Origin of the sequence: Winogradskyella marincola, assembly GCF_029624125.1 — a bacterium.
GTDB classification, from domain to species: domain Bacteria; phylum Bacteroidota; class Bacteroidia; order Flavobacteriales; family Flavobacteriaceae; genus Winogradskyella; species Winogradskyella marincola.
The window spans coordinates 16603-40239 of sequence record NZ_JARSBN010000007.1; the positions used below are offsets into that span (position 1 = coordinate 16603).

General features: G+C 35.8%; 20 protein-coding genes. 11 read left to right on the forward strand and 9 right to left on the reverse strand.

Translation table 11 applies throughout. From position 1 onward, the window contains the following. Positions 1-81: 81 nt before the first annotated feature. Entirely contained in the window at positions 82-1014 is a 933-nt protein-coding gene (locus P7122_RS12490) for an ion channel (protein WP_278006142.1), read from the forward strand. On the opposite strand, the gene lipB is transcribed toward P7122_RS12490, so the two are convergent. From lipB to P7122_RS12505, 3 genes are read right to left on the reverse strand one after another with little or no spacing between them, the layout of a single operon-like run. Continuing rightward, complete coding sequence (gene lipB / locus P7122_RS12495) at positions 1011-1709, reverse strand: lipoyl(octanoyl) transferase LipB (protein ID WP_278006143.1); 699 nt, start codon at positions 1707-1709, stop codon at positions 1011-1013. The two genes, P7122_RS12490 and lipB, sit on opposite strands and share 4 nt — an antisense overlap. Further along, entirely contained in the window at positions 1702-2505 is an 804-nt protein-coding gene (locus P7122_RS12500; protein WP_278006144.1) for a hypothetical protein, read from the reverse strand. The genes lipB and P7122_RS12500 overlap by 8 nt, the downstream gene beginning before the upstream one ends. A gap of 39 nt (positions 2506-2544) precedes the next feature. After that, positions 2545-2703, reverse strand: coding sequence for a YqaE/Pmp3 family membrane protein (locus P7122_RS12505; protein WP_278006145.1), 159 nt, complete (start codon positions 2701-2703; stop codon positions 2545-2547). Between the two features lie 108 nt (positions 2704-2811). Between P7122_RS12505 and P7122_RS12510 the strand changes: the two genes are divergently transcribed. From P7122_RS12510 to P7122_RS12535, 6 genes are all read left to right on the forward strand, one after another. After that, the gene (locus P7122_RS12510; protein WP_278006146.1) at positions 2812-3867 is read left to right on the forward strand and encodes a response regulator transcription factor; all 1056 of its coding nucleotides are present in this window, start codon (positions 2812-2814) and stop codon (positions 3865-3867) included. Positions 3868-3976: 109 nt separating this feature from the next. Beyond that, a complete protein-coding gene (locus tag P7122_RS12515) occupies positions 3977-4384 on the forward strand; it encodes a DUF1573 domain-containing protein (RefSeq protein ID WP_278006147.1) in 408 nt (135 codons plus the stop codon). Between the two features lie 211 nt (positions 4385-4595). Beyond that, positions 4596-6284, forward strand: coding sequence for a lysine--tRNA ligase (gene lysS / locus P7122_RS12520; RefSeq protein ID WP_278006148.1), 1689 nt, complete (start codon positions 4596-4598; stop codon positions 6282-6284). A gap of 154 nt (positions 6285-6438) precedes the next feature. Further along, entirely contained in the window at positions 6439-7692 is a 1254-nt protein-coding gene (locus tag P7122_RS12525) for a fibronectin type III domain-containing protein (RefSeq protein WP_278006149.1), read from the forward strand. 101 nt (positions 7693-7793) lie between these two features. Next, on the forward strand, positions 7794-10280 hold the full coding sequence (locus P7122_RS12530; RefSeq protein WP_278006150.1) for a zinc-dependent metalloprotease: 2487 nt from the start codon (positions 7794-7796) through the stop codon (positions 10278-10280). A gap of 192 nt (positions 10281-10472) precedes the next feature. Then, on the forward strand, positions 10473-10814 hold the full coding sequence (locus P7122_RS12535) for a hypothetical protein (protein ID WP_278006151.1): 342 nt from the start codon (positions 10473-10475) through the stop codon (positions 10812-10814). A 48-nt stretch (positions 10815-10862) separates the two neighbouring features. Here the strand turns inward: P7122_RS12535 and hemL are convergent, their stop codons facing one another. Genes hemL through P7122_RS12550 form a run of 3 tightly spaced genes read right to left on the reverse strand, consistent with a single transcriptional unit; the run spans position 10863 to position 13869 of the window. Then, positions 10863-12149 carry a glutamate-1-semialdehyde 2,1-aminomutase gene (gene hemL, locus P7122_RS12540; RefSeq protein ID WP_278006152.1) on the reverse strand — a complete coding sequence of 429 codons (1287 nt, stop codon included), beginning with the start codon at positions 12147-12149 and terminating at the stop codon, positions 10863-10865. A gap of 2 nt (positions 12150-12151) precedes the next feature. Then, complete coding sequence (locus tag P7122_RS12545) at positions 12152-12982, reverse strand: glucosaminidase domain-containing protein (protein ID WP_278006153.1); 831 nt, start codon at positions 12980-12982, stop codon at positions 12152-12154. Further along, positions 12964-13869 (reverse strand): 1-aminocyclopropane-1-carboxylate deaminase/D-cysteine desulfhydrase, encoded by a 906-nt coding sequence (locus P7122_RS12550; protein ID WP_278006154.1) that lies wholly within the window; start codon positions 13867-13869, stop codon positions 12964-12966. The genes P7122_RS12545 and P7122_RS12550 overlap by 19 nt, the downstream gene beginning before the upstream one ends. 380 nt (positions 13870-14249) lie before the next feature. Here P7122_RS12550 and P7122_RS12560 point away from each other — a divergent pair, with 380 nt between their 5' ends. The 4 genes from P7122_RS12560 to P7122_RS12575 all read left to right on the forward strand — a co-directional run bounded on the left by P7122_RS12560 (position 14250) and on the right by P7122_RS12575 (position 18781). Next, positions 14250-14411 carry a C1orf53 family protein gene (locus tag P7122_RS12560; RefSeq protein WP_171032453.1) on the forward strand — a complete coding sequence of 54 codons (162 nt, stop codon included), beginning with the start codon at positions 14250-14252 and terminating at the stop codon, positions 14409-14411. 14 nt (positions 14412-14425) lie between these two features. Further along, positions 14426-16420, forward strand: a complete 1995-nt coding sequence (gene hutU / locus P7122_RS12565; RefSeq protein ID WP_278006283.1) for a urocanate hydratase — start codon at positions 14426-14428, stop codon at positions 16418-16420. Positions 16421-16431: 11 nt separating this feature from the next. Then, the gene (locus tag P7122_RS12570; RefSeq protein ID WP_278006156.1) at positions 16432-16992 is read left to right on the forward strand and encodes a DUF4136 domain-containing protein; all 561 of its coding nucleotides are present in this window, start codon (positions 16432-16434) and stop codon (positions 16990-16992) included. Between the two features lie 118 nt (positions 16993-17110). Then, a complete protein-coding gene (locus tag P7122_RS12575) occupies positions 17111-18781 on the forward strand; it encodes a SulP family inorganic anion transporter (RefSeq protein WP_278006157.1) in 1671 nt (556 codons plus the stop codon). A gap of 34 nt (positions 18782-18815) precedes the next feature. Here P7122_RS12575 and P7122_RS12580 read toward each other — a convergent pair whose 3' ends face one another. The 3 genes from P7122_RS12580 to P7122_RS12590 all read right to left on the reverse strand — a co-directional run bounded on the left by P7122_RS12580 (position 18816) and on the right by P7122_RS12590 (position 23489). Then, positions 18816-20891 (reverse strand): alpha-ketoacid dehydrogenase subunit alpha/beta, encoded by a 2076-nt coding sequence (locus P7122_RS12580; RefSeq protein ID WP_278006158.1) that lies wholly within the window; start codon positions 20889-20891, stop codon positions 18816-18818. Positions 20892-21088: 197 nt separating this feature from the next. After that, entirely contained in the window at positions 21089-22156 is a 1068-nt protein-coding gene (locus P7122_RS12585; protein WP_278006159.1) for a branched-chain amino acid aminotransferase, read from the reverse strand. Between the two features lie 49 nt (positions 22157-22205). Beyond that, positions 22206-23489: a dihydrolipoamide acetyltransferase family protein gene (locus tag P7122_RS12590; protein ID WP_437130092.1), complete on the reverse strand. Its 1284-nt coding sequence runs from the start codon at positions 23487-23489 to the stop codon at positions 22206-22208. Positions 23490-23637: the final 148 nt, after the last annotated feature.

Here is a 23637-nt window from a genome sequence, read left to right on the forward strand (position 1 = left end):
TAAAATCTGTTTAGCTAAAGAGTTTTAAACACAGAAAATCAACAAAAAACATCATTCATTTTTTTCTTAATTTAGAGCCTTATGGCAAAACACACAAAAGAAGATTTTGAAGATTTTGGTTTAGGCGAAAAATCATACTCTAAAGGCTATAGAAGCTTAAACAAAGATGGAAGTTTTAATATTGAAAAAACAAACATCTCTTTCCTTGAGCGCTTAAATTTTTTCCATAGCCTTGTAACCATGAAATGGTCGCATTTCTTTGGTATTGTAGCGCTTACATATTTTCTTGTTAATACACTTTTTGCATCCATCTACAGCCTTATTGGGATAGAAAATCTAACAGGTATTCATGGCTTATCGCCTTTTGAGCAGTTTATGGAAGCTTTCTTTTTTAGTGCACAGACCATAACAACTTTAGGCTACGGACAAGTTGCTCCTTTAGGTCTTCTAGCTAATATTGTAGCAGCTATAGAATCGCTTCTTGGACTTCTGTTTTTTGCACTTGCTACAGGTTTATTTTACGGAAGATTCTCTAAACCTATCTCTAAAATTAAGTTTAGTCAAAAAGCCATAATTGCACCATACCAAGACATTAACGGATTTATGTTTAGATTGGTTAACCCTCAAAAAAACGAATTATTAGATGTTGAAATCAACGTAAGCGTATCCATGAAACGAAAAAACTCAGAACTAAGAGATTTTCATATTCTAGATTTAGAAAGAGATAATGTTAGATTTTTCCCATCCATGTGGACGGTTGTTCATCCCATTGATAAAAACAGCCCACTTTCTGAGTTAAGCAAAAGTGATTATTTTGAAAAAGACCTTGAGTTTATTGCTATGCTAAAGGCTTTTGACGAGTCTTCAGGTCAAATGGTATATTCAAGATCTTCTTACAAACCAGAAGAAATAGAATGGGGACAAAAATTTGTCTATGCCGCCAAAAGAGACAATGGAAAATTACTAGTCGATGTTAGTAGAATTAATGAAAGTGAAAAAGCAGAGTTAAACTAAACAAACTCTGCCTCGAAAAGCACCTTAAAATGCTTTAAAATCTTAGATTTCACCTCTTCTTCGTCTACCTTATCTACACCAAGCTCATTATTCAAAGACGTTACTGCCTTACCTCGAATTCCACAAGGAATAATATTATCAAAATACCCTAAATCAGCATTGACGTTTAGTGCAAAACCATGCATTGTAACCCAACGACTGGCGCGCACTCCCATAGCACAAATTTTTCGAGCAAATGGAGTGCCAACATCTAGCCACACACCTGTTTCACCAGGACTGCGTTCAGTTTTTAGACCATATTCAGCTAATGTAAGAATGATCATTTCTTCTAAAAACCTCAAGTATTTATGTATATCTGTAAAGAAGTTATCTAAATCTAAAATAGGATAACCTACAATTTGTCCAGGACCATGATAAGTAATATCTCCACCTCTATTAATCTTATAGAATGTTGCCCCTTTTTCTACCAGTTGTTCTTCTGAAAGTAATAGATTAGACAAGTCTCCACTTTTACCTAATGTATAGACGTGCGGATGCTCTACATACAAAAAATAGTTATCGGTTGCTAAACCAGCATCTTCTCTTCTGTTCTTAATTTTAGTATCTAAAATGGCTTTAAAAAGGGTTTCCTGATAATCCCAGGTTTCTTTAAAGTCCTTTAAGCCTAAATCTTGAAGTTTTACAGTTTTATTCATCAAAAAATTTAACGTTAACATCTAGCAACTTTGGGTTTTTAAGATACTCTACCCAATTAGTTTTATAAGTTACTGTTTTTCTATCATCAGAGAATTCTGCACCATCTATATCTATAGATTTGACAGCCTTCGGAAAGGTTAATTTCACGTTATAAAAAGAACCTTTAAAGTATTCTAAAAACTTTTGATTACCCTCATCTGTTTCATCAAAAAGTTCATCTATAGCTTCTTCTGTTTCGTCATCATTCATTTTTATGCTTGTAGCTCTAGAAAACCCTTTGTCTGTGTAAGAATATGCAACATTGCTGTTTTCACTACCCATAAATTTGCCTAATGGCGAATTATCTTTCATGGCACCAACTTGATCTCCTTGCGAGTTTAAACTTTGTATTTTCTTAAGTTTTTGGTTCATATCTTTGAGCTCTTCGATAGACTCAAAATCCATTCCCATACCAAAATTCATTACTCCTTCATCTTCGTTAATATGCATTTTCATGTACATATCCTTTACAGCCTCCATAGCTAAGCGCTTTTCCTCTGGCAAAGCTGCCACACTATCTTTATAGGTTTCCATAATATCTGCAAACACCATAGTGGTATCCATAATTTCTCCTCCGTCTTTTTTCTCGTTGTTTTCTTCGCCTCCCATTGCTTTGGTCATAGCTTTCATTGCTTCACCCATCTCATAGGTAACTAAAAATTCACCAGAGCCATCTTGATTAAAAGCAATAGACTCTGTAACATTACAACTTGCTATAAAACAAGCAAAAATGATAAGTAGGAATAGTTTTTTCATGTACTTTATGTTGATTTTATAAAGTACAAAGATACTGATTTATCGCTCAGGATTATTAAGAATAACCAAAGCTGCAATAACTCCAGGAACCCATCCGCAGAAGAACAATATAAAGGTAATAAGAAAAGACCCACAGCCCTTATCCAAAACAGCTAAAGGTGGAAAAATAACAGCTAAAATAACACGCCAGACACTCATAATTTCGTTTGATGATTTGATGTACTTGTAGGACGTAATCGTGTTAAAATTGTTACACTTATTAAAATGAAGCTATTAGAATTTTATAAAATTGTGTAGATTCGTTTTATGCAATTACGATGTCTTATAGCATTTTTAATTTTTTCTTGGTGTTGTGAAGCCCAGTACTCTTTCTCTGGCTACACCAATCCTGAAGAATGGCAAAAAACCGTGTACCTCTCTATTGTAGAAGATTACCGAAAAATGTCTGGTGTGTATTCCGAACAAATCATCGCTAAAACTTCAGCAGATGAGACTGGATACTTTGAGTTTAAAGGTGATATGCTTAGTGCAGAAAACCGCATCTATCGCATCCATGTAGATAAGTGCACCGAAACACAACAAGACATTAACCACTTTAACGGTCATTGTAGTGATAGTGAAGAGTTACTTTTTATTGCCAAAAACACGGACACTTTAAAACTGCCTTTTTCGTTTGGTAACCAGGTGTTTTGCAGAGTTGAATCTAACAATCCTAAGGCGAATGCGTTTTTAAAGATAGATTCCCTTAAAAACGATATGCGTTTTGCTTATGGTGAGGTACGAAGTGAAGCCAACAGAAAACTGAACAATAAAAAGTGGTTTACTACATTACAAGACTACGGAACCGCCTTAAACGAGCCAGTAGCCGAACTCGCCATTTACGCTTATTTATCAGATAGAAGCAGTGATTTACACAGCTACTATGTTGAAGACCTACAAAACAATTCCTACTACGATAATCTCAAGGAACGCTTAGAAACCGCATATCCTAATGCACCATACACAGCTCAATACAGAAATGAATTAGCTGCAGATCGCTTTATGCTTTCATCGGCAGAAGAAAACAGAAGTACTTCTTCTAATATTTACCTATACGCTGTTCTTGCCGCTTCTTTTCTCTTGAATTTATTTCTCCTTTACCAAATTTGGAAAAACAAGCAATCTAAATCCGAAGATTTAAAATCTAAACTATCCAAACAAGAGCAAGTTGTCTTAGAACATTTACTACAAGACAAAACCAACAAAGACATTGCTGAGGCACTTTTCTTAAGCGTTAGCACCATAAAAACACATACTAATAACATTTACAAAAAGTTAGAAGTACAATCCAGAGACGAAGCAAAATCACTGTTTATTAAGTGATTACAAAATTCAAACCAGGTACTAGTACCTTTTTCCAACCATCATTTTTCAGTTTTTTCAATTCTAAGTTTGAAGTTTGTTTCAGTATTAATCAAAAATTTATTTTACTATGAAACGAACAGTAAACACTATTTTAATTTTAATCCTTTCAGTTGGATTATTCAATGCAACATCAAACAACACTGTATTAAAAGGCAACAAAATAGCCGTTATTAAATTTGAAACAGAAGTGATTGATTACGGAACAATAGAACAACATTCCGATGGCGCACGATTATTTACCTTTACCAATGAAGGCGATGCACCACTACTTATTACTAATGTAAAAACCAGTTGTGGTTGCACTGTACCTAGCTACTCTAAAGCGCCTATCCTACCAGGAAAAACTGGAGAATTAAACATTAAGTACGACACCAAAAGACTTGGTGCATTCACAAAAACCATTACGGTAATTTCTAATGCTGAAGGTGGCAACAAAATCTTAAAAATTAAAGGCAACATTGTAGCTTCAAAATAATTTGAAACCAGTCTTAAAACAAGGCTGTTTGGAAAGTGAGAAATCTGTCATTCCGAATTTATTTCAGAATATTCAAATACACATTTCTTCATTGTTTTAGAATCTGAATCAAGTTCAGATTGACAAAACAAATTCTTTTCAAACAGCCTTATTTCTTTGTTTTATACTTTAAATAAATAACGTAATTTTGCCGTCTTAAATGAATTAAAAAATGCAACTTTCAGAACAAGAATTAGTAAGACGTCAAAAGTTAGAAAAACTTCGTGCTTTAGGGATTAATCCTTATCCAGCCGATTTATATCCTGTAACACACACTTCCAAACAGATAAAATCTGATTACGAAGAAAGTAAACAGGTGGTTATAGCTGGTCGTCTTATGGCAATTAATGTTCAAGGAAAGGCTTCTTTTGCTCAGTTACAAGACAGCGAAGGACGTATTCAAGTATATTTTAACAGAGATGAAATCTGCCAAGGCGAAGACAAGTCATTGTACAACGATGTCTTTAAAAAATTAATCGATTTAGGCGATTTTATTGGTATCGAAGGAGAATTATTCACCACTAAAGTTGGTGAAAAAACGGTAATGGTAAAACAGTTTAAACTGTTGAGCAAAGCTTTAAAACCATTACCAATCCCAAAACAAAAAGACGGAAAAACCTATGATGCATTTACAGACCCAGAGCAACGTTACAGACAACGTTATGCAGATTTGGCTGTAAATCCGCACGTAAAAGATGTGTTTGTAAAGCGTACAAAATTATTTAACGCTATGCGTCAGTTTTTTAATGACTCTGGTTATTTTGAAGTTGAAACACCAATCTTACAACCAATTCCAGGAGGTGCAGCTGCAAGACCGTTCATTACACACCACAATAGCTTGGACATTCCATTATACATGAGAATTGCCAATGAGCTTTACTTAAAGCGTTTAATTGTTGGTGGTTTTGAAGGCGTGTATGAGTTCTCTAAAAACTTCCGAAACGAAGGTATGGACCGTACGCATAATCCTGAGTTTACAGCAATGGAAATCTATGTTGCCTACAAGGATTACAACTGGATGATGGATTTCTGCGAAAAGCTATTAGAGCATTGTGCCATTGCAGTTAATGGAACTTCTGAAGCAACGTTTGGCGAGCACAAAATTAACTTTAAAGCACCATACAAGCGTATTTCTATGCGCGATTCTATTTTAGAATTTACAGGTTTTGACATCTACGATAAAACTGAAGCTGAAATTAGAACTGCAGCCAAAGACATGGGTATTGAAGTTGACGACACAATGGGCAAAGGCAAGTTGATTGATGAGATTTTTGGAGAAAAGTGTGAAGGCAACTACATACAACCAACATTTATTACAGACTATCCTAAGGAGATGAGTCCTTTATGTAAAGAGCATAGAGAAAATCCTGAATTAACAGAGCGTTTTGAACTTATGGTTTGTGGTAAGGAAATCGCAAATGCCTATTCTGAGCTTAACGACCCAATTGATCAACGCGAGCGTTTTGAGCACCAATTAAAACTAGCTCAAAAAGGTGATGATGAAGCTACGGAATTCATTGATTTCGACTTCTTACGTGCTTTAGAATACGGTATGCCACCAACATCTGGAATGGGAATTGGAATGGACAGACTAATAATGTTCTTAACCAATAACCAAAGTATACAAGAAGTATTGTTCTTCCCACAAATGCGACCAGAGAAGAAAAAAGTGGATTTAAGCGATAACGAAAAAGCCATTTTTGAAATTCTTAAAAAAGAACAACGAATGGACTTAAATGAACTTAAAGCACAATCTGGTCTAAGTAATAAAGGTTGGGATAAAGGTATTAAAGGCTTAGGAAAACACGGCTTAACTAAAGTTGAAAAAACGGATGAAGGCTTATTTGTTGAGATGGCATAAACACCAACTAACAATATATAATTTTAAGAAAGGATTTATCGAAAGATGAATCCTTTTTTTATTTAAAATCAATACACATTACATTTTAACAACTTGTTCATTACAGCTTTTTTCTTATTTTCACAATCGCTATGAATCAGTTACTTATTACAAAATGAGAAAAATTACATTCCTATTCCTAATCTGTTTTGTTATTTTTTCCTGCGGAAAAGATGAAGATGATACAGTAAGTGCTTGCCTTGCAACCACAAATATTGTAGCAAACGATATTACTACCTCCTCTGCAACTATTACATGGACAGACCCCAATCTAAGCAACGCTTATGTTGTGGAATATGGAGAATCAGGCTTTGCTTTAGGATCTGGTTCTACAATTGAAGAAACCACAACTTCAGCGACTTTAACAAACCTGAATCCTGAAACAACTTACGATGTTTATATTCAGGCAATTTGCGCTACTAATAACACAAGCTTACATTCTGAAGTTTTAAGCTTCACAACAGAGATATCGCCTGTGGTACCAGAATTTAGAACTAACCTTTCTGAATTGAATCTATTTTCAGGTAATCTTGGAGATTTAAACATTTCATCGAAAGCCTTTAAATACGAACTTAACACAGAGTTATTTACAGACTACGCTCACAAACAACGTCTAATAGCTTTACCAGAAAATACATCAATGCTATACGATGGTGATGGATTACCTATTTTTCCTGACAACACTGTAATTGCCAAAACATTTTATTACAATGTAGACGAGCGCGACTTATCTCTTGGACGAATAATTATAGAAACTCGTGTGCTCATAAAAATCAACGGAGTTTGGGAAACTGGAGATTACAAATGGAACGCAGCACAAAATGAAGCGACATTAGATTTAGATGGTAGTATTGTTCCTGTAACCTGGATTGATGTTGATGGTGCCACAAATTCTTCTAACTACAATATACCGTCTAATACCGATTGCTTTACATGCCATAACATCTATGAAGACGTTACTCCCATCGGCCCAAAACTGAGAAACATGAACTTTGAAGTTGATGGAGTAAATCAATTAGATGCTTTTATAAACAATCAACATTTAAGCGGTTTATCTGGTAGCTCAGAAGTTTCTTCTATTGTTAACTGGGAAGACACCTCAGCATCATTAGAAGACAGGGCCAGATCATATTTTGATATCAATTGTGCACATTGCCATATTCAAGGTGGTAATTGCGGAAATCAATCTATTCTACGATTGGCTTACGAAACTTCATTGGGAGATTCTAAAATAGCTGAAAGAAGTTTCAGTATTTCAATTAGAGTTTCAGAGTACAGCGAAGGGTTTAGCATGCCATACATTGGCACAACTATGATTCATCCTGAAGGCGTAGAACTTATTCGCGAGTATCTAGACTCTTTAGAATAATACAAAAACCAGCGTTAAAAAAATTATAAAATAAGTTTTGAAACTGAAAGATTCTTAATGGAATCCTTATTTTCATGCAAATTTTTTAAAACCGACTCAAAGTGAAGCAACTATCCGTTAAGCTACTTTTTGTAGCTTCTGCTTTTTTAGCATTTTCTTGTTCTACCGCTAAAAAAGCCAGTAAATCAAAAAAAACTGATGCCACAGCAATGGCAAAACCAGCCGGAAAAAAACCTGGCAAAAATGATCCAAAACCTTACAGTAAAGTTATTACTAAAGACGCTAAAACAGACAAAGGTCTCTTTACAGTGCACTCTTTAGATGATAAATTTTATTACGAAATTCCAGATTCTCTTTTTAATAGAGAAATGCTGATGGTAACTCGTATTTCTAAAACCGCAAGCGGACTTGGTTTTGGTGGAGGAAAGCAAAACGAGCAAGTTTTACGCTGGGAAAAGAAAGGCAAAAAAGTAGTGCTTCGTGTGGTATCTTACAATGTTACTGCTGCAGACTCTTTACCTGTTAATGAAGCTGTAAAGAATTCTAATTTTGAACCAGTATTATTTACATTTCCAATACAAGCTTACAGCAAAGATTCTACAAGCACTGTTATAGATGCTACGCCTTTATTTAGCAAAGATGTAAAATCATTAGGGCTTCCTCAATTTAGAAGAAGACCATACAAAGTTACAAGATTAGAGAGCGATAAGTCTTTTATTGAAACCATTAAAAGCTATCCTAGAAACATTGAAGCTCGCCACGTAAAAACATATGCTGCTGGCTCACCTCCATCTAACTGGAGCACAGGAAGTATCTCAATTGAGATTAATAACTCTATGATTTTACTACCAGACAATCCTATGAAACGTCGCTACTTTGACGAGCGCGTAGGCTGGTTTACAAGTGGTACTACCGATTATGGTTTAGAAGATCAAAAAAGTGAAACATTAACTTATTTAGACCGTTGGAGACTAGAGGTTAGAGATGAGGATATTGAAAAGTTTAAACGAGGCGAATTAGTAGTTCCTAAGAAACAAATCGTTTATTATATTGATAGAGCTACACCTGAAAAGTGGAGAAAATATATTAAGCAAGGTATTGAAGATTGGCAGGTTGCATTTGAAGCTGCTGGTTTTAAAGAAGCAATCATTGCTAAAGATCCACCATCAGTAGAAGAAGATCCTGATTGGAGTCCTGAAGATGTTCGTTATTCTGTAGTACGTTATTTAGCATCTCCGATTCCTAATGCAAACGGACCTCACGTAAGCGATCCTAGAACTGGTGAAATTTTAGAAAGTGATATTAACTGGTACCACAACGTAATGTCATTATTACGTGGTTGGTTCTTTGTACAGACTGCTGCTATTAATCCAGATGCACAAAGTCCACAGTTTAAAGATGAAGTTATGGGACGTCTTATCCGTTTTGTTTCAGCTCACGAAGTTGGACACACTTTAGGATTACCACACAACATGGGAAGTAGTGTTGCTTACCCTGTTGAAAAGCTTAGAGATGCTGAGTTTACTCAAAAATTTGGAACAGCACCATCTATAATGGACTACGCACGTTTCAACTACGTAGCTCAACCTGGTGACGAAGGCGTTGCTTTAATGCCTAATATTGGCGTTTATGATAAATACGCTATTGCTTGGGGTTACAAACCTATTTTAGACAAAACTGCTGAAGAAGAAAAAGAAATCCTTAACCAATGGATTACTGAACACGCAGGAGACCCAATGTATCGTTTCGGTCACCAACAAGTTGGAGATATTCACGATCCAAGTTCTCAAACTGAAGATTTAGGTGATAACGCAATGCTTGCCAGCGAGTATGGTATTAAAAACTTAAAGCGTATTGTTCCTAACCTAATAAAATGGACTACTGAAGCTGGTGAAGATTATGATGATTTAGATGAAATGTATGGCCATGTTATATCTCAGTTTAACAGATACATGGGACATGTTTCTAACAATATTGGTGGTGTTTATGAGTATTACAAAACTGCTGACCAAGAAGGAGCAGTTTACACTCCAGTGCCAAAATCTCATCAAAAAGAAGCTATGCAGTTTATTCAAGATAATTTATTTAAGACTCCAGAGTGGTTATTAGATGAGGAAATCTTTGGTCGTATTGAGTATTCTGGTTCTGTAGAACGCATACGTGCTTTACAAGCAAGAACACTAAATAACATTTTAAGCTTAGGTAAGATGCAACGTTTAACTGAAGCACACACCTATGACAGCAAAGCATATGCTTTAACTGACATGATGAGCGATTTACGCAAAGGTGTATGGAGCGAATTACGCACTGGAAAGAAAATAGATACTTACAGACGTAATCTTCAACGTGCACACATAGATCGTTTAGCGTATTTAATGACTGCTGAAAACCAAAGCGGAAGAACCAGAAGTCCTTACATGAAAGCTACAGCTGTTAACACGAGTCAATCTGATATTAGAGCAGTTGTAAGAGCAGAATTAAAGACTTTACGTAGTCAATTACGTTCTGCAAGAGGAGGAGATAGTATGAGTAGAATTCATATTGCTGACGCGATAGAGCGTATCAATAATATTTTAGATCCTAAATAATCTAAAATAAATAACATTCTAAAAAAGGCTTCAAGTTAATTTGAAGCCTTTTTTGGTTAAAATAAATGCTGCTACATGTATAAATTATATTGTCTGTGTACAAACAAATAAATTCACTCAAAACAAACAAAAACTTCAATGATTTAAATAAAAATTATTACTTTAGTAATCTATTTAACTAAACAACCCATAATGAAAAAGATATTTACATTAGGCTTATTTGCTTTTGCAATGTTTATTGGTAGCCAAACACTGACTGCACAAAACACAAAACTAGAAGACAAAGTAGAAATAAATACTAAAGCTTCAGAAAAAACAGAAGTTCTTGGAAGAGCTTTAAAATTTCACAGCAATCAAAAAGATGATGTATACGAAGCATTAAAACTTTTCCTTAGCACTGAGTTAAGTTTATCTAGGAACGAAAATACTCTACCAGCTGAAATTGAAAAAAACAAAACAAGACTGGAGAGCCAAATGAAAGAAATTTTAAATGACGAGCAATTTTCTAAATACAAAGCCTTGTCAAACGAATAATCATAAAGACACAAAAAAAAAGCTTCGCAATTGCGAAGCTTTTTTTATTTATAAATCTTTTGCTATTTCTTCAACAGCTGCAATAGTTTCATTTAAATCCTGATAAGTCAATGCATCTGTAATAAACCAAGTTTCAAAAGCGCTTGGCGCTATATAAATACCCTTATTAAGCATACCGTGAAAGAATTTCTTAAAGGTATCATTATTACCCTTAGCTGCACTTTCAAAATCTACAACAGGCTCATCAGAAAAATGAACTGAAATCATTGAACCTATTCTGTTTATAGTATGTGTAACATTATTTTTACTTAAGGCTTCAGTAATACCCTTATGAAGGTATTTTGTCTTCTCCTCCAATCTACTCATTAAGCCTGTATCTGTATTAATTGCCTTAAGCATAGCCAAACCAGCAGCCATTGCTAATGGGTTACCACTTAAAGTTCCTGCCTGGTATACAGGTCCTAAAGGCGCCAGATGATTCATTATTTCATTTCTCGCAGCAAAAGCACCAACAGGTAAACCACCACCTACTACTTTACCAAAACATACGATATCTGCATCTATTCCTTTTAGCTCTTGCGCTCCACCATTAGCCAGTCTAAAACCAGTCATAACTTCATCAAAAATCAAGAGTATATCGTTAGCATCGCAAACCGCTCTTAAGCCTTCTAAAAAGCCTTCAACTGGCGGAATACAACCCATATTTCCTGCAATAGGCTCTATAATAATTGCAGCTATTTCTCCTTTATTTGCTTCAACTAATGATTTTACATTCTCAATATCATTGTAAGTAGCCAACAACGTATCCTTAGCTGTACCTTGTGTTACTCCTGGACTATTTGGAGTACCAAACGTAACAGCACCACTACCTGCTGCAATTAAAAAAGAATCACTATGTCCATGATAGCAACCTGCAAATTTTATAATTTTATCTTTTTTGGTGTAACCTCGTGCTAAGCGAATAGCACTCATACAGGCCTCTGTACCAGAATTTACAAAACGAATTTTATCAATATTAGGCACCATAGAAACGGCTAATTCTGCAATCTCTGTTTCTAGTGCTGTTGGCATCCCAAAAGAAGTTCCTTCTTTAGTTTTCTCTATTACAGCATCAACAACTGGCTGAAAAGCATGACCCAACAACATTGGTCCCCAAGAATTAATATAATCTATAAAACGGTTTCCATCTTCGTCATAGACATAAGCCCCTTTTGCTGATTTGGCAAAAATTGGTGTACCACCAACAGCTTTAAACGCTCTTACAGGAGAATTTACACCTCCAGGAATTACTTGTTGTGCTTCTTTAAACAAAGCACTACTTCTTTGATATAACATATTTAATTTGGAATCTTTAATTCTTGACCAATAGCAAGCGAGTTAGAACTCAATCTGTTTGTACTTTTTATAGCATCTACAGTTGTATTGTAACGTTTAGACAAGGAATATAATGTATCTCCTTTTTCTACTATATGTATCTTTGTTCCGCTATTGACTCTAACAATTTTAATCTCATCTTTTTTTGAACCCAGAACCTCCTCATCATATTCATAAAGCTTGTAACGTTCAATTAGACTAATAAGTTTATCTGGATATTTTCTATCAGTAGCATAGCCAGCTTTTTTTAAACCTCTAGCCCAGCCTTTATAATCATCTTGCTTTAATTTGAATAAATCGGCATAACGACCTCGTCCTGTTAAAAACTTAGAATGATCTTCATAGGAAGACTTCGCTTCTTTATATTTCCTGAAACATTCTTGAGAACGATCATCATCATGGTAGATTTTTGCTCCTGTCCAACCATGACATTTTATTCCAAAATGATTATTAGCTTTTACAGCTAATCTTCCTTTTCCAGATGCAGACTCCAAAATTCCCTGAGCCAATGTAATACTTGCTGGTATTTTGTACCTACGCATTTCTTCTTTTGCTATATCTGCATAAGTTGCAATATATACAGCCGTAGAAGATGGCGGCTTAACTTCTGCTTCTATCTCAGGAGTTTTAACTTCTTCTGGTTTCTCAGTTTTTACAACCTCAACGGTTTCTACCTTTTCTTTCTGCTGTCTTTTTTTGGTTACAATTCCTTTTTTTGGTCCACAAGAAAACACAACCAAAGCTGTAACTAAGGCGATATGTTTAAATTTAATTTCTATTTTATTAGAGGCCATCCTTTTCGTTTCAATGTTATATTCATCCCTTCTATACCTTGCAAACCACCAGTATGAATTGCTAATATTTTTGAGTCCTTTGGAAAAAACTGTTTCTCCATCAAATCAAAAATACCATACATCATTTTGCCTGTGTATACAGGGTCAAGAGGAATATTGTATCTCTTTTTAAAGTCATTAATAAACGCGATTAATTCTGGCTTTATTTTCCCATAACCTCCAAAATGGTAATCCGTTATTAAATCCCAATTGTCCTTTGTTGCAAATTTACGAATATCCTCTCGGATAAAATCACCTTTCAATGCAGGAAAACCTAATATTTTCTGGTGTGATTTTGAAGCATTTATTACACCTGAAATTGTACCACCTGTACCAATACTGCAACAAATAAAATCAAAATCAGAATCATTTTCATTTAAAATTTCCTCACAACCTTGCACAGCTAAAAGATTTGTTCCGCCTTCTGGCACTAAATAAAAGTCACCAAACTCTGCTTTTAGACTATCAATAAAATCAACTTCTGCCTTATGTCTATACGTTTCTCTATCTACAAATTTGAATTGCATTCCACAACCTTTCGCAAACTTTAAAGTAGGATTAGAGTCTACCTTATCAACTAACTCCTCGCCTCTTATAATACCAACTGTTCTAAATCCATAAAACTTACCTGCAAATGCGGTTGCTGCAATATGATTTGAATAAGCACCACCAAAACTTAATATAGTATCGTTCTTAAGATCTTTAGCTTTTTCAAGATTATATTTCAGCTTTCTATACTTATTTCCGGAAATAAAAGTATGTATGAGATACTCAGGTTTTAGAGCCAATTGAACAGTACTGTTATTTAATTCTAAAAACTGATTATGTACAGTATTAATTTCTAACATTTAAATTCTTATAATAGCGCGTAAAACTAAAAAACGATTTTCTTTTCAAGTAGCTAAAGTCGCTTTCATTTGTATAAGCTTCTAGTTCAAATGAAATATTTCTATAAGCTAAATTCCAATTTTTATATCGTATTAATTGAATAAAAAATTCAATGAAATAAATCACAAAAAAGGGAAGTACCAATAACTCTAACTGTTGTCTTAAATGAATTTTTTCATGATTAATTAATACCTCATTCGTCTTCAATGATTTATCTTTCAGAATCACAAAAGGAAACAAGGTTAAACCTATATAACCATCAGGAACTAAATATTTTGAAACTAATATCACAACAGTGTCCATTCAAAAATCAATCCAAATTACATTATCTTTGTGAGACATGAAAAAATATGTCCCAATAGAAGAAGGCGATTACTACTTAACTCCAGAAGGTTATCGTTGTTTTACAGAACAATACCACCTAAAACGTGGCTACTGTTGCGAAAGTGGTTGCAGACATTGCCCTTACGGATTTAACAAAGAAAAATTAAAGAAGAAATAATGCAAGTAACAGAAATATCATTTAAGGATCAGATTTTAGAAGGTATACCCAACACCTTACCTCAACCAAAACCCTATGATCCGAATATAAATCATGCGCCTAAAAGAAAAGCTATTCTATCTCCAGAAGAAGAAAAACTAGCACTTAGAAATGCATTGCGTTATTTTGATAAAAAACACCACAGTACTCTACTCCCTGAATTTAAGGAAGAATTAGACAAATATGGTCGTATCTACATGTACCGTTTACGTCCTGATTATAAAATGTATGCAAGACCAATTGACGAGTATCCTGCAAAATCAAAGCAAGCTGCCGCGATTATGCTAATGATTCAAAACAATTTGGACTATGCTGTAGCACAACATCCGCACGAATTAATTACTTATGGTGGCAATGGTGCTGTATTTTCTAACTGGGCACAGTACAGACTTACAATGAAATATTTGGCTGAAATGAATGACGAGCAAACACTTGTAATGTATTCTGGTCATCCTATGGGTTTATTTCCTTCTCACAAAGAAGCACCAAGAGTGGTTGTTACCAACGGCATGATGATTCCTAACTATTCTAAACCGGATGATTGGGAAAAATTCAATGCATTAGGTGTTACACAATACGGACAAATGACTGCCGGAAGCTACATGTATATTGGACCTCAAGGCATTGTTCACGGTACAACAATAACCGTTTTAAACGGATTTAGAAAGATAAATAAATCACCTAAAGGACACATTTTTGTTACCTCTGGTTTAGGTGGCATGTCTGGCGCACAACCAAAAGCTGGTAACATTGCTGGTTGTATTACGATTTGCGCAGAAGTGAATCCTAAAATCACTCAAATACGATTAGACCAAGGTTGGATTGATGAAAAAATCACCGATTTAGATGAATTAGTAGCACGAGTACAAAAAGCACAGACAAATAAAGAAACAATATCAATCGCATACCTAGGAAATGTTGTTGAAGTCTGGGAAAAGTTTGATGAATCAAATATCCATATCGATTTAGGTAGTGACCAAACCTCTCTTCACAACCCTTGGGCAGGCGGTTATTATCCTGTTGAATTATCTTTTGAAGATGCTAACGACATGATGGCTAATAATCCAGACCTATTCAAAACTAAAGTTCAGGAAAGCTTACGTCGTCATGCAACTGCAATTAATAAACATACAGAGAAAGGCACTTATTTCTTTGATTACGGAAACGCTTTCCTGCTAGAAGCTTCTCGTGCTGGAGCAGATATAATGTCTAAAAACCCAACTATAGGTCGTGAATTCAAGTATCCAAGTTACGTGCAAGATATTATGGGACCAATGTGTTTTGATTATGGATTTGGTCCATTCCGTTGGGTTTGTGCTTCGGGTAAACCAGAAGATCTGGCAAAAACCGACGCTATTGCTTGCGAAGTTTTAGAGGAAATTATGAAAAATTCACCTGAAGAAATCCAACAGCAAATGGCTGATAATATTCAGTGGATTAAAGGTGCTCAAGAAAACAAATTAGTCGTAGGCTCACAAGCCAGAATCCTATATGCAGATGCCGAAGGTCGAATGAAAATTGCCCAAGCTTTCAACGAGGCAATTGCAAAAGGAGAAATAGGCTACGTAGTTCTAGGCCGTGATCATCATGATGTTTCTGGGACAGATTCACCCTATCGTGAAACCAGCAATATTTATGATGGTTCTCGTTTCACTTCAGATATGGCTATACACAATGTTATAGGTGATAGTTTTAGAGGAGCCACTTGGGTAAGCATCCACAATGGTGGTGGTGTTGGTTGGGGAGAAGTTATCAATGGTGGTTTCGGCATGGTTCTTGATGGTACTAAAGAAGCATCAACACGTCTCAGACAAATGCTATTTTGGGATGTAAATAATGGTATCTCAAGAAGAAGCTGGGCAAGGAATGAAGGTGCGGTTTTCGCGATAAAGCGTGCTATGGAAACCGAACCAAATTTAAAAGTAACATTACCAAATACTGTTGATGATAATCTTTTAGAAACCATTTAAAAAAAAGTGATATGAAGAAACTACTCAAATTTACTCCGATTTTAGTTTTAGCCATCCTTCTATCGTCATGTAGCTCAGTGAGAGTGGCTGCAGATTACGACAGAGAGGCTAATTTTGACCAATACAAAACCTTTGCATTTTTTAAACCAGGTATTGATAAAGCCGAAATAAGCGATATTGACAAAAGACGTATCCTTAGAGCTATTGAAGCAGAATTACTAGCAAAAGGTATGACTAAATCCGAAAATCCGGATATGTTAGTGAGTATTTTCACCAAATCAAACCAACGCGTAGACGTATACAATAATGCTTGGGGTGCTGGTGCTTGGGGCTGGGGAGGTTTCAACCGTTGGGGTTGGGGCTGGGGACCTGGTTTTGGCTGGGGAGGCAGTAATATCTCAACCACAACCGAAGGCATGTTATTTATTGACTTTATCGACGCCAATAAAAAAGAATTGGTTTGGCAAGGCTCAGGAACTGGCTACTTAGTAACCAAGAATGTAGAAAAGAAAGAAGCACGTATCAAAGAATTTGTATCAAAAACTTTAGAGCAGTTTCCTCCATCAAAATAAAAGATTGAAAATCTAAAAATTAAAGCACTGAGAGATCAGTGCTTTTTTTTGTTTACAATTTCAAAACAGTCGATTACTTTAAAAACTCTATCTTTGCCGACTTCAAAATGAAAATGTTATGATTTTAGGTCAAACTCTATTCAAAAATTTTACTCAGAACCCAAAAAACGACATTCTTGCAGGTATTACAGTATCTCTGGCTATGATTCCAGAGGTTGTTGCTTTCGCTTTTGTTGCCCAGATAGATCCTTTAGTAGCGCTCTCAGGTGCCTTTATCGTTGGTCTTATTACTGCTGTATTTGGCGGTAGACCTGGATTAATTTCTGGTGCTGCTGGTGCAGTTGCTGTTATTTTTGTTGACCTTATTGCTAAAGGGCATGATAAAGGGTTATTGTTCGATTCTCCAATTGACAATATGGGTTATTTCTATTTGTTAGCTGCTGTGATACTAATGGGAGGTATTCAGGTTGCGGCTGGAGTTTTAAAATTAGGACGCTTTGTAAGATTAATTCCACATCCTGTAATGATGGGATTTGTAAATGGATTAGCCATAGTTATATTCTTAGCTCAAGTACGAATGTTTTCTCACAAAGAACTACAAGTTGGAGCTGACGGACTAAAAAAATACATTAACATTCCTATGGAAGGCACTGAACTATACACTATGTTAGGTCTTGTAGGCTTAACGATGGCTGTTATTTGGTTGCTTCCAAAACTAACAACTAAAATTCCTGCCGCACTTACTGCTATATTAATCACTACAGGAATAGTTGTTTTTGGTGGTTTAGACGTAAGCACAGTTGGTTCGTATATTATTGAAGGAGGTGGTGAAGGCCTAAAAGGTGAATTCCCTACTCCAAACGTAGAACTTTGGCAAAACCTTCCGATAAATCTAGATACATTAAAATTCATTCTACCTTACGCATTCTTAGCTGCCTCTGTTGGTTTAATAGAATCTTTAATGACCATGAATCTTGTTGATGAACTTACAGAAACTAGAGGAAATGGAAATAGAGAATGTGTAGCTCAAGGTGTAGGAAACATTACCAGTGGTCTTTTTGGCGGCACTGGTGGTTGTGGTATGATTGGTCAAACAGTCATTAACATCAATGCTGGTGGTAGAGGAAAACTATCTGGTATAATGATGGCACTCACATTACTTACCTTTATTTTATTCACAGCGCAGTATATAGAACAAGTTCCTATAGCAGCTTTAGTTGGTGTGATGTTTATGATGGTTATAGACACTTTTGCCTGGTCTAGTTTTAGAATTATTAGAAAAATTCCTATTTCAGATGCTGTTGTTTTGGTTATTGTTTCTGCAGTAACAGTAATTTTCGATTTAGCAATTGCTGTATTTATTGGTGTTATTGTATCAGCTCTCGTATTTGCGTGGAAGAATGCAACAATGATTAGAGCACGAAAGCGTATGCAAGCAGATGGCACAAAAACTTACGAAATTTGGGGACCGTTATTCTTTGGATCTATTCAGAGTTTTAATTCTAAGTTTGATGTAAAAAATGATCCTGAAAACGTTGAAATCGATTTTATTGAATCTCGTGTAAGTGATCATTCTGCCTTAGAAGCTATCTTCAATTTAGTGAATAAATATGAAGCTGCTGGTAAGAGCTTAAAATTGAAACATCTTAGTGAAGATTGCAAAGCTTTAATGTATAAAGCAAGCCCTAAATTTAAAGAGGTTATTATCGAAGACATTAACGATCCTCGCTATTATTTAGCAGCCAATCCTGAAGAATTTACAAAACCCCTTTCGGAATACGATTTATAAAAGAAAAGCGACTCAATAGAGTCGCTTTTTTATTTTAATAATTAAGTAAAACTTCAATCTTTGCTTTCACCTTTTCAGTTGAAGGAATCATTGTTTGCTCTAATGTTGAATTCAAAGGAATGGCAGGCATATTTTCACTACCAATTGTCATTACTGGTGCATCTAAATATTTGAAGCATTCTTCCTGAATTTTCCCAGATAATGCTCTTGCAAAACTGTTGTTACTTGGCTCTTCAGTTACCACTAAACACTTACCTGTTTTCTTAACCGACTTCATTATCGTTGCTTCATCTAGAGGATACAATGTTCTTAAATCAATAACTTCTATTTGGTCTTTTAAACCCAATTCTTCTGAAGCATTCATTGCCCAATGTACACCCATTCCGTAGGTTACAATCGTGCAGGTTTCTACATCGTCTTGCTTCCAGATTTCTTGTAATACCCAAGCTTTTCCAAAAGGTAATACATAGTCTTCAGCAGGTTCTACAGAGGTTGCACCTTGTGTTCCTGGTACTTTAGACCAGTACAAACCTTTATGCTCAAAAATAACTACTGGATTTGGGTCGTGATATGCGGCTTTCATTAAACCTTTTAAATCAGCACCATTACTTGGGTAAGCAATTTTTACACCTCTAATGTTAGTGACTACACTTTCCACAGAAGATGAGTGGTAAGGTCCACCACTACCATAAGCACCAATTGGCACACGTAAAATCATACTTACAGGCCATTTTCCGTTACTTAAATAACAGCTACGGCTCACTTCCGTAAATAATTGGTTAAGTCCTGGCCAAATATAATCGGCAAATTGAACCTCAACAATTGGCTTTAATCCTACCGCACTCATACCAACCGTAGAGCCCACAATAAAAGCTTCTTGAATAGGCGTATTGAAGACTCTGTCGTCACCAAATTTCTGTGCTAATGTTGCCGCTTCTCTAAATACACCACCAAGTCGTCCACCAACATCTTGTCCGTAAAGCAGACACTCCGGATGCTTGCGCATCAATTCTTCTACAGCGAATAAGACACAATCTACCATTACTACTTTTTCTGCACCTTCTGGTGAACGCTCACCTTTTTCTTCGGTAATCGGTGTTGGTGCAAAATCATGCGTAAATAAATCTTCTGGTGTTGGATCTTCGGCTTTTAAGGCGTTTTGAAAATCACTTTCAACCAAGGTTTTTATTTCCGCTTCAATAGCATCTATATCATTTTGAGTGAAACCATTGTCTAACATTTGCTGTTTTAAAACAGGATATGGATCACGAGACTTTGCTTCTTCCAAGTCATCACGATACCATTCCATACGCACACCAGACGTATGATGATTTAATAACGGTACTTTAGCGTGCACCAAAAATGGACGACGCTCTTCTCTTATGGTTTTTATAACTTTTTCTAAAGCTTCGTAGCTTTCAATAAAGTTAGCACCATCAATAGAAATAGCCTCTAATCCGTGAAAACCTTTTGCATATTCTGCAGCATTTTGAGCTCTGGTTTCGGCTTCATTGGCTGAAATATCCCAACCATTGTCTTGCACCAAATATAGAATTGGCATTTGCTTTAAAGCAGCCATTTGAAAGGCTTCTGCAATTTCACCTTCGGTTACTGATGCGTCACCTAAACTACAAACCGTGATTGGATTTAATTGCGATTCTTTGCTATCATTCTGAACAACATTTGAATTTTGAAGTCCTTGCTTTTCCAAATATTGCATTCCCATCGCGACACCAGTTGCAGGAATGGCTTGCATACCTGTTGCTGATGATTGATGTGGAATTTTAGGCTTATCAGCATCTTTTAAACTTGGATGCGAATAATAGGTTCTTCCACCAGAAAATGGATCGTCTTTTTTAGCTAACACCTGAAGCATTAAATCGTAAGGTGTCATACCAAATGCTAACAACATTGCATCATCTCTATAATACGGAAATGCATAATCTTGAGGTAATAATTGCATTCCTAAAGCGGTCTGAATGGCTTCGTGACCACGTGATGTGGCGTGCACGTATTTTGAAACTACTTTGAAGTTGGCTTCATACAATTCTGCCATTGTTTTGGCGGTTACTAAATTGGTAAACCCTTTTTTTAATATGTCTTTATTCATAACTATTTCCCACGAAAGTGGGAATCCTTTTTGTTATACTATACTTTTTTGGTTAAAGATTCCTGCCTGCGCAGGAATGACAAAACTCACATTAGTTCCAGTGAAATGGCCTTAAGCAATTTTGTATCGAGAACTTAATAATAACTTCTCGATACAATTTGCTCGTTCCTCACAAATCACTCGAAGTGACGTTATCTTTACACTAATTCCTTTTCAACCTTTATCATCCAGTTGAATTTATCTTCAATTTTTCCTGTTTTTATGGCATTTAGCGTATCGTTAACCTCTAATCCTACCGGACTTTCGTCAGAGACGTGAATGTCGTCATTTTCCGTACCAATGCTCTGAATGTAAGCAATACCAACGGCTGTCCCTGTTCCGAAAGCTTCCTCTAAAAGGCCTTTTTCTGATGCTTCTCGGATTTCAGTAAGCGTGATTGGACGCTCAATAACTTCAAAACCTTTATCTTTTAGAATATCGATAACGCTCATTCTGGTAATGCCATCGAGAATGGCGCCATCTCGACGTGGTGTGATGAATTTTCCATCAATTTTGAAGAAAATATTCATTGTTCCCACCTCTTGAATGTACTCGTGCTCAACAGCATCTAGCCACAATACTTGGTCATAGCCTTTTGCCTTTGCTAATTCCGTTGGACGAATTGCTGCTGCGTAATTTCCAGCCGCTTTTGCTTCGCCTGTACCACCATCTACAGCACGAACGAATTTCTTTTCTGCCCACAATTTTATACGCTTGCTGAAAAACGGACCTGCTGGTGATGCCATAATGATAAACTTGTAACTTGTGGCTGCACGCATTCCAATAAAAGCTTCGTCAGCATACATAAATGGACGTAAGTACAATGCACTACCGTCTTGTGGTGGAATCCACGCTTTATCCATAGCTACAAGCTGTTTTAAACCATCTACAAACAACTCTTCTGGAACATTTGGCATTCCCATTCTGTCTGCACTAAAGTTTAAACGTGCTGCATTTTTATCGGCACGGAATAGCATTGGTGTTCCATCGGCATCTACATTAGCTTTCATACCTTCAAAAATGGCTTGTCCGTAATGCAACGCCATTGCTGCTGGATGTGTTGGAATTAAAGCTAAAGGTTCTATTCTTGGGTTTTGCCATTCGCCATCTTTATAATCGCAGATAAACATATGATCTGTGAAAGAGGTTCCTAATGGTATGTTGTTGAAGTCGATAGTATCGACTTTTGATTTTTCTATTTTTTTGATTTCTATGTTGTAAGACATAATTTTTATAAATGATGAGATCCTGAATCAAGTTCAGGATGACAGTTAACTATATTTTTCTATTCGTATCAAATTGCTCTAAATAATCAGCTACGCGACGCACAAAGCTTCCACCTAGGAAACCATCTACGACACGATGATCGAAAGACAGCGATAAGTACATCATACTTCTGATAGCGATTTCGTCGCCTTTTTCAGTTTCGATGACTTCGGCTCGTTTTTTTATGATTCCTAATGCTAAAATGGCCACTTCTGGTTGGTTGATTATTGGTGTTCCCATAACGCTTCCAAACGTCCCAACATTAGAAATAGTGAACGTACTGCCTTTAATATCGTCGCCACTCAACTTATTTTCTCTTGCTTTTCCAGCGAGTTCGTTTACGTTTTCTGCTAACGTTTTTAAGTCTTTGGTATCGGCATTTCTAACTACTGGCACAATTAAATTTCCACTTGGTAATGCTGTTGCCATACCAATATTAATATCTTCTTTTACGATAATATTACTGCCATCAACAGACGCATTGATATTTGGAAAATCCTTGACCGCTTTAGCTACTGCTTCTACAAACAATGGTGTAAAGGTTAGTTTTTCGCCATATTTTTCTTGAAAAGCAACTTTATTTTCATTTCGCCAATTTACCATATTGGTTAAGTCAGCTTCAACATAAGCCGTTACGTGCGGTGACGTGTGTTTGGAATACACCATATGATCTGCAATCATTTGACGCATACGATCCATTTCTACAATCTTCCCTTTGCCTTTATCAAACGTTAATTGCGGAATGCGATAAGCCGTTGGATCTTGAACCACTGGCTGCGCAAACTTGTAAGGCCTTCCGTCTTCGATATAATTGAATACATCGCTTTTTCTTAATCGCCCTTCGTTTCCGGTTGCTGGGATTCTTGCTAATTCTTCAAAACTAATGTGATGCTCTTTGGCTATGGAAATAATTAGTGGTGAGAAGAATGTATTTGTATTATTTACTGAAAATGAATTTGAAGTGGATACCTCAACTGTGCTCGATGTTATAGAACGCTTCTTTTTTTGTTGCTTTTTATCTTTTTTAGATGCTTCGCTATCGTTCTGAATGACATCAGTTTTCTTTGTTGATTTTACTTCTTCAGAAACTTCTAAAATAGCGATAACCTCACCAACTTTTACCACATCTTTTGCTTGGTATTTGGGTTCTAACAACGTTCCTGCTGCTGGTGCAGGCACTTCGTTATCTACTTTATCTGTGGCTACTTCTAATATGATATCGCCTTCATCAAAAGAATCGCCTTCATTGATTAACCAATTAATGATGGTTCCTTCTGTGATGCTCTCGCCCATTTTGGGCATTTTTAGTTCAAAAATCATTAAACAAATTCAGTTTTATTTTAAGAATTAAAGATAAGACATATTCAACATCACTTTTCTTAAAACCCTTAATTTTATTTTTTAAAAGAAAAAAAATCTTCAAAATAACTTACTTGAAGAA